At 63.6% G+C, this 18,378-nt stretch carries 13 protein-coding genes and 1 pseudogene; 8 read left to right on the top strand and 6 right to left on the bottom strand.

Going from position 1 to position 18,378, the window contains the following annotated elements; translation table 11 throughout:
• Positions 1–178: 178 nt before the first annotated feature.
• The 3 genes from ACCQ15_RS15020 to ACCQ15_RS15010 all read right to left on the bottom strand — a co-directional run bounded on the left by ACCQ15_RS15020 (position 179) and on the right by ACCQ15_RS15010 (position 3,521).
• Positions 179–1,186: an MBL fold metallo-hydrolase gene (locus ACCQ15_RS15020; RefSeq protein WP_033478686.1), complete on the bottom strand. Its 1,008-nt coding sequence runs from the start codon at positions 1,184–1,186 to the stop codon at positions 179–181.
• A 136-nt stretch (positions 1,187–1,322) separates the two neighbouring features.
• Entirely contained in the window at positions 1,323–1,721 is a 399-nt protein-coding gene (locus tag ACCQ15_RS15015) for a hypothetical protein (RefSeq protein WP_209261271.1), read from the bottom strand.
• Positions 1,722–2,123: 402 nt separating this feature from the next.
• Positions 2,124–3,521 (bottom strand): trypsin-like serine peptidase, encoded by a 1,398-nt coding sequence (locus ACCQ15_RS15010; RefSeq protein ID WP_008573041.1) that lies wholly within the window; start codon positions 3,519–3,521, stop codon positions 2,124–2,126.
• 485 nt (positions 3,522–4,006) lie between these two features.
• On the opposite strand from ACCQ15_RS15010, the gene xopAP reads away from it, so the two are divergent.
• On the top strand, positions 4,007–5,287 hold the full coding sequence (xopAP, locus tag ACCQ15_RS15005; protein WP_372380731.1) for a XopAP family type III secretion system effector: 1,281 nt from the start codon (positions 4,007–4,009) through the stop codon (positions 5,285–5,287).
• Between the two features lie 351 nt (positions 5,288–5,638).
• Here the strand turns inward: xopAP and ACCQ15_RS15000 are convergent, their stop codons facing one another.
• On the bottom strand, positions 5,639–7,021 hold the full coding sequence (locus tag ACCQ15_RS15000; RefSeq protein WP_372380730.1) for an APC family permease: 1,383 nt from the start codon (positions 7,019–7,021) through the stop codon (positions 5,639–5,641).
• Positions 7,022–7,213: 192 nt separating this feature from the next.
• Between ACCQ15_RS15000 and ACCQ15_RS14995 the strand changes: the two genes are divergently transcribed.
• Together ACCQ15_RS14995 and ACCQ15_RS14990 are read left to right on the top strand one after the other, a co-directional pair.
• Entirely contained in the window at positions 7,214–7,978 is a 765-nt protein-coding gene (locus ACCQ15_RS14995) for a LuxR family transcriptional regulator (protein WP_008573033.1), read from the top strand.
• 382 nt (positions 7,979–8,360) lie between these two features.
• Positions 8,361–9,302 carry a proline iminopeptidase-family hydrolase gene (locus tag ACCQ15_RS14990; RefSeq protein ID WP_008573030.1) on the top strand — a complete coding sequence of 314 codons (942 nt, stop codon included), beginning with the start codon at positions 8,361–8,363 and terminating at the stop codon, positions 9,300–9,302.
• Between the two features lie 369 nt (positions 9,303–9,671).
• Here ACCQ15_RS14990 and ACCQ15_RS14985 read toward each other — a convergent pair.
• Positions 9,672–9,859: pseudogene (locus ACCQ15_RS14985) on the bottom strand (hypothetical protein); the annotation flags it as partial.
• Between the two features lie 240 nt (positions 9,860–10,099).
• Between ACCQ15_RS14985 and ACCQ15_RS14980 the strand changes: the two are divergent.
• The 5 genes from ACCQ15_RS14980 to cydB all read left to right on the top strand — a co-directional run bounded on the left by ACCQ15_RS14980 (position 10,100) and on the right by cydB (position 17,461).
• Positions 10,100–11,161, top strand: a complete 1,062-nt coding sequence (locus tag ACCQ15_RS14980; RefSeq protein WP_008573029.1) for a pectate lyase family protein — start codon at positions 10,100–10,102, stop codon at positions 11,159–11,161.
• A 398-nt stretch (positions 11,162–11,559) separates the two neighbouring features.
• Entirely contained in the window at positions 11,560–12,948 is a 1,389-nt protein-coding gene (locus ACCQ15_RS14975) for an amino acid permease (RefSeq protein WP_136732799.1), read from the top strand.
• A gap of 589 nt (positions 12,949–13,537) precedes the next feature.
• Entirely contained in the window at positions 13,538–14,767 is a 1,230-nt protein-coding gene (locus ACCQ15_RS14970; protein ID WP_372380729.1) for a dipeptidase, read from the top strand.
• Between the two features lie 277 nt (positions 14,768–15,044).
• On the top strand, positions 15,045–16,445 hold the full coding sequence (locus ACCQ15_RS14965) for a cytochrome ubiquinol oxidase subunit I (protein WP_011348156.1): 1,401 nt from the start codon (positions 15,045–15,047) through the stop codon (positions 16,443–16,445).
• Positions 16,445–17,461 carry a cytochrome d ubiquinol oxidase subunit II gene (gene cydB / locus ACCQ15_RS14960; RefSeq protein WP_031423616.1) on the top strand — a complete coding sequence of 339 codons (1,017 nt, stop codon included), beginning with the start codon at positions 16,445–16,447 and terminating at the stop codon, positions 17,459–17,461. The genes ACCQ15_RS14965 and cydB overlap by 1 nt, the downstream gene beginning before the upstream one ends.
• A 60-nt stretch (positions 17,462–17,521) precedes the next feature.
• On the opposite strand, the gene ACCQ15_RS14955 is transcribed toward cydB, so the two are convergent.
• The gene (locus tag ACCQ15_RS14955) at positions 17,522–18,259 is read right to left on the bottom strand and encodes a carboxylesterase family protein (protein WP_228729624.1); all 738 of its coding nucleotides are present in this window, start codon (positions 18,257–18,259) and stop codon (positions 17,522–17,524) included.
• Between the last annotated feature and the right edge of the window lie 119 nt (positions 18,260–18,378).

Genomic DNA, 18,378 nt, shown 5'->3' with positions numbered 1-18,378 from the left:
GGCCAATCCTCCGGGAAGCGCCCTGTGGCGCACCGAGACCGCGTTGCACGCCTTGCCCAGGCGGCCAGCCTGGACAAGGCGCACGCCTTACTCGACGCGCTACACGACGCCTCGCACTCCCTCAACGTACATAACACGCTCTGGGGCCGGCATTGGATCGCGGCGGGCGGGCGCAGTGCTACAGCCGCATCAGATCCTTGCCCACCACGATCGGCCCGGTGTAATGCTTGCGCGCGCCTTCGCTCCACATCGCATCGGTGATGGACGCATCGCCGCCGGGGACGAAGTGATTGAGCACGAGCATCTTCGCGTTGGCCGCAGCCGCAATCATGCCGACCTCTTCGCTGGTGGAGTGGCTCTTGAGCAGATGGTCGAGCAATGTGGGTGCGTTGTCGTTGGCCTTCAGCATCGTCTGCAACGCCGGCAGATACATCACCTCGTGCACCAGGACGTCGGTGTTCTTGGCGAACTCGGCCAGCGCGGGCAGGTAGCGCGTATCGCCGGAAAACACCACGCTGCGGTCGGGCGCCTCGAACCGATAGGCGAAGGCCGGCTTGAGCGTGTAATGGTCCACCAAGGTGGCGGTGACGGTGACCTGATCGTTCTTCAGAACGGTGCCGGGCTGGTCGAACTCATGCACATGGATGAGTGCTTCGAACGGCGGGCGGCCTTCCTCACGGATGCGTGCCTGGATGTCGATGGCATTCATGGCGACAAACGCGTCCACCATCCTGGCGATGCCGGGTGGGCCATACAGATGCACCGGCGTCTGCAGGCCGCTGGCCCAGGCCAGCCACACCACGTTGAGCAGATCGGCGTTGTGGTCGGAATGGTGGTGGGTCAGAAAGATATCGCGCAGCATGGGCAGTCGCATGCCGGCCTTGACCAGTTGCTGCGCCACGCCGTTGCCGCAATCGATGAGATACGGTTGCCCGTCGATGACCAGGGCATTGGCGGCCGCGGCCCGCAATGGCGAAGGTGTCGGGCCACCCTTGGTGCCCAGCAGCACCAGCACGCTGCCCTTGGCCGGAAAGGGTGCAGGCGGCGCGGAGTCGGGCTTGGCGGATGTTCGTCGTGCCGGCGGACGCACAGCAGCACCGAGCTGCCCCACCGCAGTCAGCGAACTCGCAGCTAATGCAGTGCGTAGCAGCGTGCGGCGGGAGCGGAAGGGATGGGATGCGGTCATTGCGGCTCGTGCCGATGTGCGTGGGTTGGGTGTCGATGCAAGTCTGCGTGCTGTACACACCATACGGCAGGCGTCGCTGGCAGCAATCCGCAACAGCGGTTGGGGCGCTATTTTTTCGCTGCGCCTGCTGCCACGCTCAAAATTCGTGTGCAATGAATTCATCCAAGGCCGGCGAACGATAGAACGCCATGCATTGGGCGAAGATGCGATTGAACGGGCCGCGGCGCGCTTCGTCCTTCATCGGGATTTCGCGCTTGTCAAAACCCGCCGTGTTGGCGTCGACAAAGCGATGCAGGCGGTCGGTCGCGCCGACCTTGGCGTTGTCCATCGCATAGGTGGTCAGCAGATACGAGCGGTCGCGTAGCTGATCGGGTGCGTACTTGCCGCTACGCGTGTAGTTGTTATCCAGGCACCGCTGCAGCGCATAGGCCTTGATGTCCTCGCGATCAGCCGGCTTGCCGGCCGCCAGGGCGGGGGCTTGCAGCGCCAAGGCAACAAGGGTGATGACCAGCAGTGGGGCACGTGCGCGAACCATGGGCGACCGTTGTGAAGGAACAGGCCCCATCAGTCTGCATCATTGCGCCGCTCGCCGCCGCTAGTGCGCCGTTGGTGCAGTCGACGTCAATCAGGCATTTCCCGATTGGCCGAAGTGGATCTGGTACACCCATCGCGCCGGCAACCGCACACCGATCAATGTGTTGAGCGAGGCTGCAAAAAACAGCCCTGGAGCGATGTCTCGCGCGAGCACGTCACGCCGTTGCCTTGAGTGCGTGGCAAGAAGATGGTGGTGGCATTGGACAGCCTGCGGACACTTCAGTGCACGGATCAACGCATGCACGGTCGCTGAGCCGAAGACGCATCGCCCGGCAAACGGATTGCCCGGCGATGCGCGATCAAGCGTGGCAGGCACAAGGTCGCCTGCCACGCGGCTTACCGCTTACTGGCCGAAGTAGGTGGAAATGGTGGAATACACGTCCGAGAAACGCGAGTAGTAATCCGGATCGGTCTGCGCGCTACAGAACGAATAGCCGCCATACAAGCCGCCACGCAGCTGGTAGGCGCCACCGCTGGCAACGGTGAACAGGCCCGAGCCGGACGAGCCGCCTTCGGTCACACCGTCGCTCCACACCACGCGATAGAGCGGGCTCTTGCCATCGATGGAGCTGCTCAGTGCATTCACCGTGCCCAGCGAATACTTCTTGACGTCGCCCGATGGGTGATGGATGCCGACAATCGAGGTGCCGGTGGAACCGATCGCCGCGCTATTCCACGCTGCATAGAACGCGCCGCTTGGCGGTGCGGTCTTCAGCTCCAGCAATGCGGTGTCGCGCGTGGTGTTGGCATGCCGCAGGAACGCGCCGCCCGTCAATGTGGTTGCCTGCGAGCTGACCGTACTGCCATTGCAGCTGGCCGCATCGTAGAACCAGTAGGTCTGCAGCGTGTTGGCCACCGTCTGCGTGCTGATGCAATGCGCCGCGGTCCAGAACAGGTTGCGCTTGGGCGAATTGGTATTGTTGAGCAGCGTGCCGGTGCACAGGAACGAGCCCTGGCTGGTGGTGAACACCATGCGTGCCACCGCCTTTGCGGCGCTGGTGAAGCCGGTCGTGGGGTTGGCACGGCAGACGATGTCGTTCTGACAGGAATCGCTTTCGCCGATGGCAATGGTCATCATGTCGCGCGGGCTGGCAGTGGGGCTGATATCCAGATGCGACAACTGCGGAATGCTGAGGCTGAAGTTTTCCGGATACAACCCGGCCGGCAGCGACAGCTCGACCAGCAGATCCTCGCCACTCACCGTCGGCGACCAACCGATATCGTTGCCGCTGGCAGCAAAGCTGGCGCCGGATTGCTCGAACACGCGACCATCGTTGCCGGCAAAGCGCAGCGTCACCTTGGATGGGTCGCCAGGCGTTGCACCGGCGCCACGCAGTACCAGCGATGCACGCAGCGACGCCGCCTGTGCGGAGCTGACTTTGAGACTGGCCACGCGCGAGCCATCGGGAGCCATCTGCCAATCCAGCTTGGACAGGTTCACCGTCGGCTGTGTCACCGCACGCGAAAAACCGATCTGCAACGGCTGCCCATGCTTGACCTGTGCAATACGACGTTCGCGCACACGACCCATTTCGGCGCTGGTAGGTGCGGTGAGCTGCACCACGCGCGTGGGCAGAACGCCGCCGCGTAAACTTGCCGACTGCAACGTGGCCGCACCAAGCTTGGCCGCCTGCGGCGCGGTGGTGACCGGCGCTGCATCCATCTCGGTCGGCGGGGCGGCCGCTGCGGTGCCGGAAACAGCGGAAAACAACGCCAGATACATCGCGTTCTTGCGATTCATGGGTAGTCCTTCTCGTCAGGGGTCGTCAGGCTGCAGCGGGGGCTGCAACAAGCGGGCGCCATCGTTGGCGCCGAACGAGCCTAGCGAAACTTTAAAGCTGAATATGTGCTGAAAATCTCGTTCGGGAATGAAAGGTCGTGATCGATATAGTGCCCGCACGCGTCTGTCATCCACTGGGCCGTCATGCCGTCGGCCCCGGGCGGTGCATAGGCTCCCAGGGCGGCCATGTTGGTTCTAGTCAGCAGGTGCAAGTCCAGCATCCAGCTGCGCAGTGGCAGCTTGGTGTGTTCAATCCACGTCATAGTCGTGGTGGCGATCAGCGCTCCTAGGGCCTCGGGCGACCTCAACCCGGCCTTGAGGGATGCACAGCGATGGTGGAGCCAGTGAATCCTTCGTTCGTTTTCACGGCGGTGGACGACATCTCTGGCTGCGTGCCAGGTGGGGATATAAACAGAATCTCTGCGCACTCACCTGAAACATGTCGCATGCGACCCACCTCAACTTCTTTTCCAAGGCTGCCGCACGCGCAATCGCGCGACGGCGATAGCGACGTGCCTGCCTTCGCGACCGCTTTCCCCTGGCACGCGCGTGACAGCGCCAGTGCGTTTCCAGGTCTCAGTGCTGCGCCGGTCAAACGCGGACGTAACGCGACACGATCGATCACGGCAGGTGCCTGGCGGTCATCTGGCATGCGTCTGCCGCAGGTAGATACCCAGGCATGCGATCTCGTCAGCGCGATTGCCCAAGTGGATCGTGCATCGGCGCAGCCGCACGGACAGGATCCGCAATGGGAAATACGCTGCCGCACTGTGCTCGAAAGCATGCGCGCATGCGCAGGCGAATCCTACAAGGGCGATCCGGCGACGGTGGCTGACATCGGTGGGTTGCATCTGAATGTGCCGATGTCCACGCGGCGGTTGAAACTCTGGGAGCGAGAGACCGACGATGTGATTGTGGCGGTGCTGGGTTTTTCCGGCACATGCCTGAATGCGACCGACGATCTGTTATGCGATATGAAAAGCCAGATCGCACAGGTACACGTCAACATATTTGACGAGCGCCTTCCGACCTTGGGCAAGGTTGGAGCAGGCTGGCAGGAATGGTGGCAGTCCGAAGCTCAGTTGCCGCGCGCCGACGGAACCGTCATGAAGGACGTGTTGAAACGCTACACGAATCGCGCGCGGGAGAGCGGCAAGGCGTTGTCGATGTCGTTGACGGGACACAGTCTGGGCGCAGCAGCGGCCACGCTCGCCGGCTTCGACATCACGCACTTTCTGCGCGCGGCCGGAGCCCCGGGCAAGATCAGCATTTATTCATTCAATCCACCGCGCCTCGGGCCGGCGGGCGCCGACACACACTATATGCAGAGCTTAAGATCGAACGACAGCGAACTGCGATTCACGCTGCGCCAGTTTACGCGCGCCCTGGATCCGATCCAGTCGGTGCCCTTTTTCATGCATCACCCGCACTGGGATCACCCCGGGGCTGCTGACGAGCGCGCCGGCAGCACCAGCGGTGATCGCTTCGCTCAGTTCATCACCGTGACGGACGGCCCGGCCAGCACTGTCAACCTGGCGGACAATCACGAATTGACGTTGTGGCGCTCTTATTTCCTGTGCAAGATCGAGCCGGGCGATCTGCAGCGCATCTTTTCTCCCATGGAAGTGTCGCAGGGAACATCCGAAGACCGGCGTCTTTCCCGCAGGCAATTGTTCACCTCGTGGCTGCCGTACCGCCAGCCGCCGGCCACTCGCCGGCCGGATTAGATAGCCGGCAATAAATTGCAAATGAGTTTTCCAGGCCAAGAGAGAGTTTCTAAATTTTTGATTGATCCTGACTCCTGGCCACGAAGATCGCTCGCTGCACGTCAAACCGGCTCCAGGCACTGCTTGGACTGCAACATGCCCGTGGCAAGTCGTGGCAGCGCATCGTGAAGCGGATCGACGGTGAGCGATCGTCCATCTCCGCAAGTCAAGCCCTGCGTATTTGCGCTGATGGCGTGATGCACCACCTTGATGACGTGTTTGAGGTTGCCCAGTACGAGATTGATCCATCGCACACCGCAGTACGGGTGGGCCAGGAGCACGCCGGCACAACAGACGGTGCTGCTGTTGAGGCTATTCCAGCGCGTCGCTAGCGCGCAATTCGGTGGAGCGTCCGCTGAGTTTCAGAAACGCCAGTACCGTCAGCCCCACCGCCATCCACGCAGCGCCGCCCAGTTGTGCATGCAGGTCGGCATTGAGCAGGACGTAGGCCAGGATGACGATCCCGATCAGGGGCACCACGCCATGCAGCACACGCCGGCCGTAGGTGCGGAAGTGCCACAGCACTGCGATATGCAACAACACGAAGGCGGTCAGTGCGCCGACGTTGCACAGCGACGACAGCAGCGCGATCTGCCCGACGAAGACTTCGCCCAGTACCAGGCTCAGGCCCGCCACCAGCAGGATCGCACGCTGCGGTACGCCGGTGCGCGGGTGGATGTAGCGCAGAAAGCCCGGCAGTTGCCGGTCGCGCGCCATGGCGAACAACAGTCGCGACGTGGCCGCCTGTGCAACCAATGAATTGGCGATTGCCGCGCTGATCGCCACCGTGAGCGCAATGACAATTTGCAGCCATGGCCCGGCGATCAACCGCCCGATCTCGAAGAACGCATCGTTGGATGCCTGCGCGCTTGGGTAGCGCTGCAGGGTAGGCTGCAGCAATGCCGCCAGCCAGGTTTGCAGGATGAACAAGCCTGCCACGATCAGCAAGGCCAGCAAGGTTGCGCGCCCCACCACGCGGTTGCCGCCGCGCGCTTCCTCGGACATGGTGGAGATTGCATCGAAGCCGAGGAACGACACCACCGCCACCGACAACGCGCTGAAGATCAGCTGCGGAGAAAACGCCTGCGGGTTATACAGGGGGCGCCAGCTCCAGTGCGCACCATTGACGCCGCGCTGGATCGCCAGCGTCGCCAGCACCACGAACACCGCCAGGACCAGCAACTGCGCAAGCAGGAAAAAGCGATTGGCGCGTGCGGTGGTTTCGATGCCACGCAGGTTCACCACCGTGTTGAGCACCACGAAGAACCCAATCCACGCCGGCTGCGGTATTGCCGGCAATACGGTCTGCATCGCATTTGCGCCGACCACGTACAACAGCGTCGGCACCAGCAGGTAGTCGAGCAAAATCGCCCAGCCAGCCAGAAATCCCATGCCGCTGCTCAGCCCGCGCCCGACATAGGCATATACCGAACCGGCCACCGGAAATGCCTGCGACATCTGCTGGTAGCTCAGTGCGGTGAACAGCATTGCCACGAAGCCGACCAGGTAGGTCAGCGGCACCATTCCGGCACTGATGTCGAAGACGCCGCCGAAGATCGAGAACGGCGCCGTGGGCACCATGCACACCAGCCCGTAGATCAACAGATCCTTCAGCGTGAGCTGCCGCTTGAGCTCCTGTGCGTAGCCGAAGCGTTGCAGCGTGGCCGCATCGTCGCGGCGGGGCGTGTCGGTCATGCAGGTGTCCGTTGCAAGGAATGCCGGCACGCAGCGCAAGCGCCCGGACGACCTGAACGCCCGTCGCGTGCTGCCGCCATGTGACCGGCATTGTGACGATAATGTGGCCGACAAGCCCATCCATTGGTAAAAGTGCTAGGTTTTCCATGCTGGATGTCATCTGCTGGCAACCACCGGTACCGAAGGAGCACCATGTTCGACATTCTGGCCAGCCTGGGCTGCGATCTGCAGGCGTTGCAGACGCTCGATAGCTGCCTGGACCGGGTATTTCGCGATGTCTGCGCGCTCGGTTTCCAGTCGCTGGTGTACGACTATGCGCCGGTGCCCCTGAGTCTGGAGGGAGCGCTGATCACGCCAACGGTCTTCATGCAGCGCAATGCGCCGGGCGATATGCAGCATGTGTGGTGCGAGCACGGCTACTACCAACATGACCCTGTTCAGCAGCGTGCAACGCGGCGTACCACGCCATTCGTATGGTCGTACCGCACCGACGGCCACTGCGCGGGCGTGGAATATGTGGGGGGCCAGCACCGGCAAGTGACGCGCTATCTCTGCGATAGCGGCATGGGCACCGGTGTCACCGTGCCGCTGCATTTGCCTGGTGGCGCATTTGCCACCTTCAGCGGCGCGATCGATGCCGCCGCTGCACAAGCGCCGCGGTTGGCCGAAGCGCAGGTGCTGCCGTTCCTGTTGCTGGCGCACGCCTTCCAGGCGCGCGCGCAGGAGTTGCTGGAACCGCAGGAACGCCGCTGCCACCACATCGCGCTGACCCGTCGCGAGCGCGAATGCCTGCAGTATTCGGCAAAAGGCCTGACGTCCAAACGGATTGCCGCGGCACTCAACCGTTCAACCGCCACGGTGAACCTGCATCTGAATTCAGCCGCGCGCAAGCTGGGCGCCCGCAACCGCGTGGAAGCGGTGGTGCGTGGTATGCACTATCGGTTGCTGGAGCCATAATTTTTTTTTCGAGCGTGCCTGCGCGCTGCGGTACGCGCGGCTTCGCGGGTTTCGGAGCGGCAGAGCGCACATGCCATGTCGTTTCCTTGGCGCGACCCACCTGTGTTCTGAACGCTGATCTGTTGTCGGTCCGAATGGAGTCCAGTGGCGCTGACAGATGCGATAGATGTGCTGATTCGAACTAGCTATTTCGATCCAGGAGCGATGTAGAGTCGCGCGATACCCAGCGCATTCGGCGATGCGAGGCGTTCGATCGAACCGGCTATCGGCCAGCGCCAACCGCGCATCCGGGCGCGCCCAAACCTGTGAAATTTGCCAGTTAACGCCGCTCGGCGTGCTCGCTAGGCTCGGGGCTCATCATTGCCGTAGGCAGGCGCAGGTCATGCAGTGCACCGAGGGTTACGTCGAATTCCGCGGCTACCGTACCTGGTACCGCATTACCGGCGACCTGTGCGCAGATGCCTGCCCGCTGTTGGTGCTGCACGGCGGCCCCGGATGCACGCACGACTACGTGGACAGCTTCAAGGACCTGGCGGCCAACGGCCGCGCGGTGATCCACTACGACCAGCTGGGCAACGGAAACTCCACCCATCTGCGCAATGCCGAGCCAGGCTTCTGGACAGTGGGGCTGTTTCTGGACGAGCTGCAGACGCTGATCGCGCATCTGGGGCTGTCGCAGTACGCATTGCTGGGCCAGTCCTGGGGCGGAATGCTCGCCGCCGAGCACGCCGTGCGCCGGCCGGCCGGCCTGCGAGCGCTGGTCATCGCCAATTCGCCCGCCTCGATGGGGTTGTGGCGCGCGGCTGCGCTGCGTCTGCGCGCGCGCCTGCCTGACGATATCCAGGCCGCATTGGACGAGCACGAAGCCGCCGGTACGCTGGACCATCCGGCCTACCGCGCAGCCAGTCAGGTGTTCTATGCGCAGCACGTATGTCGCGTGCTGCCGTGGCCTGCCGAGGTCGCGCGGACGTTTGCCGCCATCGACGCCGACCCCACCGTGTATCACGCCATGAACGGCCCGACCGAATTCCACGTGGTGGGCAGCTTGCGCAACTGGAGCATCATCGAGCGCCTGCACCGCATCACCGCACCCACGCTGGTGCTCTCTGGCAAGTACGACGAAGCCACGCCGGAAACCGTCGAGCCCTATGCGCGGTTGATCCCGGATGCGCGCTGGCACGTGTTCGCCAACTCCAGCCACATGCCGCACGTGGAAGAACGCGCGGCGTGCATGCGCCTGGTCGGCAATTTCCTGGACGATCAGACACCGTGGCCCGGTGGACAAATGCTGCGCTCCTCAGCACTGGCCAATCGCGCTGTCTGAGCGTGCAGTGTGGTGTGGCGATAGCCAGCGGGCCGATCAACTGCACTGCGTTTGGCTGCCTGCCTGCCGCGATGATGTCGCTGTGGGTGGACACCATCAATCCGTGCCTGCGATAGCGGCCCTGCAGCGCTTGCGTGCTTGCATCGCTGCACGCGTGGCGCTGCGCGCGTTGTTCCGGGCAGCTGTGTCGATGGAGGTTCGCGCTTTGACGCAAGCCCGTTTCGGGCCGCCGGCGCACGATGATGCGCGAGCGTCGCAGTGCACACGCCGCAGCGTGGGAGATAACCCAGGCTATCGGCAGGCAGGCACGTCAGCGCTCTGATGCGCCGCGACGGCGCTGGCGCGCGACAGCTTGCGTTTGCATCTTCGTGCCGATGTAGATGCAGTGCTGCAATGCATGACTGCATTGCAGTTGGCCAGCTGCCATCGCCAGGCATGCACTGAGTGCGCCCATGCCTGTCGCTGCGTCGGCACGTGGATCGTCACGGTTGCAGGCGCAATCGCTCTGCACGCCCGAACGCCTGCGCATCGCCGGCGTCTGCAGCACATGCACACATGCGTCGATCAACACAGGGCTATCGCATGGCATTGGCGTGTCCTGTCCCGGCTGTCCTTGGCTGTCCCTTTTGCATGTCCCGGAAAGAGAACACCGCGGTGTGTCTAAGTTTCAAAGATGAATAATTGTTTTATGTTTTAAATCGCGCGAAGAATGCAGCCCCCCACGCATCGCCTTGCCGTTGTCGTCGCCACTGCGCAGGCGGCCGGCATTGCTTGTCGACTTCATTGGGAGAGGCTCCATGATCATCAAGACGCTACACGGCGCACTCGCGCTTGCACTGTCCGCTTGCGCCGCGGGCGCGATTGCCGGCCCGGTCGGTTACGGTGCGGCCACTACCGGCGGCGGCAACAAGACACCAGTCAACGTGGCGACGTTCGAAGCAGTGCAGGCCGCCATCGACAACTATTCCGGTAGCGGCGGACTGGTGCTCAACTACACCGGCCAGTTCGACTTCGGCACCATCAAGGACGTGTGCGCGCAATGGAAGCTGCCGGCCAAGACCGTGCAGATCAAGAACAAGAGCGATGTCACCATCAAGGGCGCCAATGGTTCGTCGGCGAACTTCGGCGTGCGTGTGGTAGGCAATGCGCACAACGTGATCATCCAGAACATGACCATCGGTTTGCTGCAAGGCGGCGAAGATGCCGATTCGATTTCGCTGGAAGGCAACTCCAGCGGCGAGCCGTCCAAGATCTGGATCGACCACAACACCATCTTCGCCTCGCTCACCAAGTGCTCCGGTGCAGGCGATGCCTCCTTCGATGGCGGCATCGACATGAAGAAGGGCGTGCACCACGTCACCGTGTCATACAACTATGTCTACAACTATCAAAAGGTCGCGCTCAATGGCTACAGCGACAGCGACACCAAGAACTCGGCTGCGCGCACCACGTATCACCACAACCGCTTCGAGAACGTGGAATCGCGCTTGCCATTGCAGCGCCGCGGCTTGAGCCACATCTACAACAACTACTTCAACAATGTGTTTACCTCGGGCATCAACGTGCGCATGGGTGGGGTGGCCAAGATCGAGTCCAACTACTTCGAGAACATCAAGAACCCGGTGACTTCGCGCGACAGCAGCGAGATCGGCTACTGGGACCTGATCAACAACTACGTTGGCAGCGGCATCACCTGGAGCACGCCGGACGGCAGCAAGCCCTACGCCAATGCCACCAACTGGGTGAGCTCCAAGGTGTTCCCGGAGTCGCTGGGCTACATCTACACCGTGACGCCGGCAGCACAGGTCAAGGCCAAGGTGATCGCCACCGCGGGTGCGGGCAAGAACCTGGCGGAGTGACCGGTAGCGCCCGGAGTCGCCAATGAGCTGTAGAAAGCGCTGGTCAGGAGGGCCTGGGCGGCGCACAGCAAGCGCAGCGTTTCCGGGGGACAAGCCGATGACGAGTAGCGGCCGTCCATCCGGAAGCTGCGCACATGATGGCTCTTGGCTCTTGGCGGCATCGAGGCACGTCCCCGGCTTGTTCGGGGATGTGCTTTGCCCGACAGGTGACAGGCGCGCGCTGCATCGGCCGTCAGGTGACGGCGCGCACCGGCAGGTTGCCGGGCGTGGCTGCTGCACACCCGCGCGCAAGGCGCGATCGCGAGACATCGCCACTCCTTCCCCGGGCTGGCGTCAAGAGGCGCGGCAGGCGCTGCGACGCGGTATCGTGTCGCGATTCCATCCATGCAAGCCTGTCCATGCCGCTTCCGACCGATTCCGTTGCTGAGACCGCTGCGCCCGCCGCGCCTGCCTTGCGCCATGCGCTGAAGCCGCGGCAATTGATGATGATGGGCCTGGGCACGGCGATCGGCGCCGGGCTGTTTCTAGGTTCTGGTGTGGGCATCCACGCGGCCGGTCCGGCGGTACTGATCTCGTATCTGATTGCCGGGGCGTTGGTCATCATCGTGATGAACGCGCTGGGCGAAATGGCCGCCGCCAAGCCGGCCAGCGGGGCATTCTCGGTGTACGCCGCCGATGCGATGGGCCCGACGGCCGGCGCCACCGTGGGCTGGCTGTGGTGGTTTCAGGTGGTGGTGGTGATTGCGGCCGAAGCGGTAGGTGCCGCCGGGCTTCTGGCCACGGTCTGGCCGGCGTTGCCGGTGCCGTTGCTGGCGTTGCTGTTCATGGCCACGTTCACTGCGATCAATCTGCTCGGCGTGCGCAACTTTGGCGAGTTCGAATTCTGGTTCGCCATTCTGAAAGTGCTGGCGATCGTGGTGTTCCTGCTGATCGGCGTGGCGTTGCTGGCGGGCTGGTTGCCCGGAGTGGCATCGCCTGGGCTGTCCAACTTCACCCAGAACGGCGGCTTTGCGCCCAAGGGCCTGGCCGGTATCGGCTCGGCGTTGCTGGTGGTGGTGTTTGCCTTCGGCGGCACCGAAATCGTGGCGGTGGCCGCCGCGGAAACCGCCGACCCGGGACGTAGCCTGGCGCGCACCATTCGCACTGTCGCCTGGCGCATCCTGGTGTTCTATATCGGGTCGATCAGCGTGATCGTGGCGGTGGTGCCGTGGACCAGCGCCGCGCTCAGCTCGCCGTTCGCGGCCGTGCTGGACGTGGCACGCATTCCCGGTGCCGCCACGGCGATCACCCTGGTGGCGGTGGTCGCGCTGCTGTCGGCGCTCAACGCCAATCTGTACGGCGCCTCGCGGATGATCTTCTCGCTGGCCCAGCGCGGCGAAGCGCCGCGGCTGCTGGCCAGGACCAGCGGCGAGCAAGTGCCGCTGTTGGCGGTGATCGCCAGCGTGTTGTTCGGCTTCGCCGCCGCAGCGCTGGAGTTGCTGTATCCGAACAAGGTGTTGCCAATGCTGCTCAACATCGTCGGCGCCACCTGTCTGCTGGTGTGGACGATCTCGCTGGTATCGCAACTGATCTTGCGCGCCCGCGCGGACCGTGCCGGCCTTGCATTGCCGTTCCGCATGCGCGGCTATCCGTTTCTGACCGTGCTGGCGCTGGTCATCCTGGGCGTGATCTTCGTGTTGTTGGCCTCTTCGGCCGATACGCGCGCGCAATTCCTCTCGATGGTCGCGCTGACCGCAGTCATCGCAGCGGTCAGCGAAGTTGCGCGGCGCCTGCGTGCGCGGATGTGAGGAATTGGAAGCGTGGCAGTGTGTTGGTGCGTTGTGTGCGCTGGCGGGCGTGTCAGCTGTAACCGGCGGCCAGCGCTCATGACGCGAGTGCAACCGGCAATTGCCCCCGTCGTTGCTGGCGACGTTGATGTGTTCAGGCGTCGGCCTGGCCACGGACCACGGCATCAGGGCAGTGCGTCCGCAATCTCGCACGCACACTAACCCAACTGTCCAGGAGCCGCCGCGGCTGCGCAGCAGTTCTGTTTGCTGCTCTTAGCCGATATCGGCGGGCTCCCCATCCCGGCATGCGGCATCGTCGCCAAAAGCCTCCAGGACCCGTCGATTCCTGGTGAGACGACGGCCGGTCCAATAACGAAAAAACCCCCGCACCGACGCGGTGCGCTGCGAAACGAGAAACGCGTCAGCAGTCCTGCGCTTTCCTCTCGGGCCGGGCACTCGCCCCGGGGATCTGACGGTCCAGTTCGGTTATTCTCCTTTGGACGCACATGCTCCACCCATCAGGGCGCTCGAAGAATAGCGACCGGATCTTCAACGCGGAACACGCGCTTTTATTGGCGACGTCGTCAGACGTCATTGCCGGGGTTCGCCCATGCATGCAGTTTCCTCCGACAATCTGGCCGACTTGGTTCCGCCGCTCACGCTGGAAGCAGTGCATGCGTTAGCGTGTCCGGTCGATACGCATCTGGATTCGCTGTATCTGTCGCGGCTAGGCGGCTTCGATTTCTGGAAGGGCGATTGGAAAGCACATCGGCGTTCTCCGATCCTCTGGTTGATGTCCAAGACCTCGCCGCGAGGTCGCAACCAACCGCTGATGTACCACGTGAGCGGCCCGGACTTTCTCGCGGGCGGCTATGGCGGTGCCTGTTTCAGCGCCCATGCACTCTGGGAAAACCTCATCGGCGTGCCTTTTCTCGACCCCTGGAAACACTGGGTGGAGCATCGGCGCTATGTCCAGGAGATGGTGGCGGCCAGCGGCGGGCGAATGCGGCTGGCACGCAGCGCCGCCGAGCTCCGCGCGATTCGCGCAGCGGGTCTGTGCAGCGCCATCCTGTCGTTGGAGGGGGCGCACATGCTTGGGCCACGCGGGCGCCGCACCCAGGCGCTGCGGCTGGCGCGTCTGGACAGTGCTGCCAAGGACGGCGCCGCCTATCTGACGCTCAATCATTTCAGCCATACCGACATCTCCCAGGCTGGCTATGCATCGCTCAATCCGTGGGGCGAGAAGAAGGGCGCGGGGCTGACGGCGTTTGGCCGGCAGGTGGTGGAGCGCTGCATCGATGCCGGGCTTCTGGTGGATCTTTCGCATACCTCGAGCCAGGGGATCCTTGACGCTTGCGGCATCTGCATCCGTCGCGACGTGCCGGCCTTCGTCTCGCATGGCGCATCGCGCAGCGTCACGCGTGGTGTGGAAACGCGGCCCTCACGTCACCTGGACCGGGCGCTCGACGATGCGGCGATCCGTGCCATCGTGCAGACCGGTGGCTGCATCAGCGTCATCCTGGCGCCGTACTTCTTGCAACACGCCTATCTGGCCGATGGCACGCCGGACATGGATGCCGATCTTGCCATTGTCGTTGGGTATTACGAAGCGTTTGCCCGGCAGATTGCCGCCATGGGGATCGTCGAAGATCCATGGAAACACCTGAGTTTCGGCAGCGATTTCGATGGCGGCATTTCCAGCCTGCCGACCGGGATGCGCAGCGGGGCGGATCTGCCCAAGCTCACGCAGGCGATGCTGGATGCCGGCTGGCCCACGCAACGCATCGTGGATGTGTATAGCGGTAATTTTCTGCGGATCTGGGAGCGGGTGCGGCCATAGCGTTGCCGCGGCCTGGCTCTGGGACGCTCGGCATGGCCGGTCTTGCACCGCCTGTCGACGCGCACTGCCCAGCAGAGGCGGGCGGTGTGGCGTACCGCAGTACAAGGGCGGCAATTTGTCGCAGATGCGACGCCGTGTCGCATCGGGAACGGGCGCGACCGTCCCTATCATGATCGCGTAGCGCAGCAGCGCGCGCGCGATCGCCCGATGCAATGCATTCCGGCGATCGCGCTGCGACCTGCACGCCGACGATCACTTTTTTCCTGGAGGGTTCTCCATGGACGCACTGCTGTTATCGCGGATCCAGTTCGGATTCGTCATTGCGTTCCACGTGTTGTTTCCGGCATTCACCATCGGGCTTTCCAGCCTGCTGGCGTTTCTGGAATGGCGCTGGTTGCGCACGCGTCTGCCGGTCTGGCGCGAGCTGTATTTTTTCTGGCAGAAGATCTTTGCCGTGTCCTTCGGCATGGGCGTGGTCAGCGGCATCGTGATGGCCTTCCAGTTCGGGGCCAACTGGCCGGAATTGAGCCGCGTGGCCGGTGGCGTGATCGGGCCACTGCTGAGCTATGAAGTGCTCACCGCGTTCTTTCTGGAAGCCAGTTTCCTGGGCGTGATGATGTTCGGCTGGGGTCGAATTTCCGAGCGCCTGCATTTCCTGGCCACCTGCATGGTGGCGCTGGGCACGCTGTTTTCCACGTTCTGGATTCTTTCGTCCAATAGCTGGTTGCAGACCCCGGCCGGCTACGAGGTCATCGGCGGCATCGTGCATCCGGTGGACTGGTTGCAGATCATCTTCAATCCCTCGTTCCCGTACCGGCTTGCGCACATGGCGCTTGGCTCGTTCATCACCACCTGCTTCGTGGTGGGTGCAGTGGGCGCGTGGTATCTGCATCGTGGCGTACATCGCCAGGCAGGGCTGCGCATGCTGAAGCTGGCCGTGGTGTTTGCCGCGATCGCCGTACCGCTGCAGATCGTCGTCGGCGACATGCATGGCTTGAACACGCTCAAGCATCAGCCGATGAAGATCGCCGCGATGGAAGCGCACTGGCATGCCGAACAGCCGGGCGAGGGATTCCCGCTGGTGGTGTTTGCGTTACCCAACGCACAGGCTGAGCGTAACGACTATGAGGTGGCGATTCCGCGCCTGGGCAGCCTGATTCTGACCCACCGCCCGGATGGCAGCATCGCGCCACTGACGTCGGTGCCGGCAAGCGAGCGCCCGCCGGTGACGCCGGTGTTCTTCGCCTTCCGCATCATGGTGGGGATCGGCTCATTGATGCTGCTGGTGGCCTGGGTGTCTGCGTTCGCGTTATGGCGCGGCAAGCTGGTGCAATGGCGCTGGTTGCTGGCGGTCTGGCGCTGGATGTTGCCGAGCGGCTTCATCGCGCTGATTTCCGGCTGGTTCGTCACCGAAATCGGCCGGCAGCCCTATGTGGTCTACGGCTTGTTGCGCACCGCCGATGCGGTGGGCCCGCAGTCTGCGCTGATGACCGCCATCTCGCTGGCGGTGTATGTGGCCGGCTACGCGTTCGTGTTCGGCTGGGGCATCTGGTACCTGGTCAAGATCGGCAAGCAAGGCCCCACCCCACATGCCGACGCGCCGCATCTGGACCATGGCGAACACACGCCCGCACGCCCGCTGTCGGCAGCGGATGCACCGATCGACGGAGCTGCATGATGGAGATGAACAGCGTATTGCCGGTGGCGTGGTTTGCGGTGATCGGCTTCGGGGTGCTGATGTACGTGGTGCTGGACGGCTTCGTGCTCGGCATCGGCATCCTGGCGCCGTTCCGCAAGGACGAAGCGCAGCTGGATCTGATGATGAACACCGCCGCGCCGATCTGGGACGGCAACGAAACCTGGCTGGTGCTCGGCGGGGCAGGGCTGCTGGCCGCATTTCCCAAGGCGTATGCGGTGATCTTGTCGGCGCTGTATCTGCCGGTGCTGTTGATGGTGATGGCCTTGGTGTTCCGCGGCGTTGCATTCGAATTCCGTTTCAAGGCGCATCGCTCGCGGCGCTTGTGGAGTAATGCGTTTGCTGCCGGTTCGATCCTGGCCACCTTCGCGCAGGGCGTGATCCTTGGCGCGCTGGTGCAGGGCCTGCCGATCGAGAACGACCGCTATGTCGGCGGCATCTGGGGCTGGTTCAGCCCGTTCGCGATGCTGACGGGCGCCGCCTTGGTGTTCGGCTATGCGCTGCTCGGCAGTACCTGGCTGATTCTCAAGACAGAAGGCCACGTGCAGCAGTTGGCGCGGCAGTTGAGCCGACCGTTGACCATCAGCGTGTTGATCTTCATCGGCCTGGTCAGCGCCTGGTTGCCGTCGCTGCAGTCGCATGTGATGGAGCGCTGGTTCAGTGGCACGCACTATCTGTGGCTGATGCCGGTGCCGCTGCTGGTCGCCATCGTGGGAGGGGCGCTATGGCGTGCGAGCGAGGCCGCGCGCTCGGATGCGCTGCCATTCCTGCTGGCGATGGGCCTGTTCGTGCTGGGCTTCTTGGGTCTGGTGCTGGGCATGTGGCCGTATCTGGTGCCGCCGGTCTACACCATCTGGCAGGCTGCCGCGCCGCCGTCTTCGCAACTGTTCGCGATGGTGGGACTGGTCATGCTGCTGCCGCTGATCCTGGGCTATACGGTATGGTCGTACCGCGTATTCCGCGGCAAGATCACCGCTGACACCGGGTATCACCACTGAGGCGCACCGGCCATGTCATGCCGCCATGCCGGCGCAGGGCCGGCGTGGCGCTGCACAACATCAGCGCAGGCGCTGCTTGAACATCCATTCCCACATCGCCGGGTCCGCATAGGTTGCGTCCCAGGCGTTGTGGTTGCCTTGCGGATATTCGCTGTAGCGCACATTGGCCCCGACGCCCTTGGCGGCGCGGTACAGCGCGCGGTCGTCGTGCGGCGGCACCGAATCGTCCTTGGCGCCATGGAACATCCAGATCGGCACGTGCTTGAGTTGCGTCACTGCCGCGGTGTACGGGTCCGCTTCCTTCGCCACCAGGCTCACGTACAAGGTGCGGCGCTCATCGCGCGGTGCCTTGAGTGCACCGCAGATCGGCACGATCGCCGCAAACCGTTGCGGCTGCATCAGCCCGATTTCCCAGGCGCCATAGCCGCCCATCGAAATGCCGGTGAGGTAGGTGCGCTGCGGGTCGGCAGCGAACTCGGCGCTGGCCGCATCCAGCGCCGCGATTGCCATGCGCGCATTGACGCCCATCCACTCTTCGTCATTGGGCACTTGCGGCAATACGACAAGCGCGGGGAAATCGGCAGTGTGTTCGCTCAAGTAAGGGCCCAGGCCGACTTCGGCCTGATCGCGCCCGTTATCGCCGCGCTCGCCCGAGCCATGCAGGAACAGCACGATGGGCCGCGGCTGCGGCACCTTGGACGCGGGCACGAACACTTGATAGCGGTACAGGCGCCCTTCCAGTTTCAGCGTACGGGTGACGAAGTGGCCGCGGCGTTCGTCGTGGCGGCGCTCAGCCATGCTGGAACAGCCGGCCAGCAGTAGCGCAAAGGCAATGACAACAAGACAACGACGAATCACGCAGCTCTCCCGACCGATCACATGGGTGCAGTATTACCGCATGCCGGTGCGCTGGCGTG

It is taken from the genome of Xanthomonas sp. NCPPB 1754 (genome assembly GCF_041475725.2).
GTDB lineage: Bacteria > Pseudomonadota > Gammaproteobacteria > Xanthomonadales > Xanthomonadaceae > Xanthomonas > Xanthomonas euvesicatoria.
Note: the sequence above shows the minus strand (reverse complement) of the source record. Positions and strands in the feature narration are given on the sequence as shown.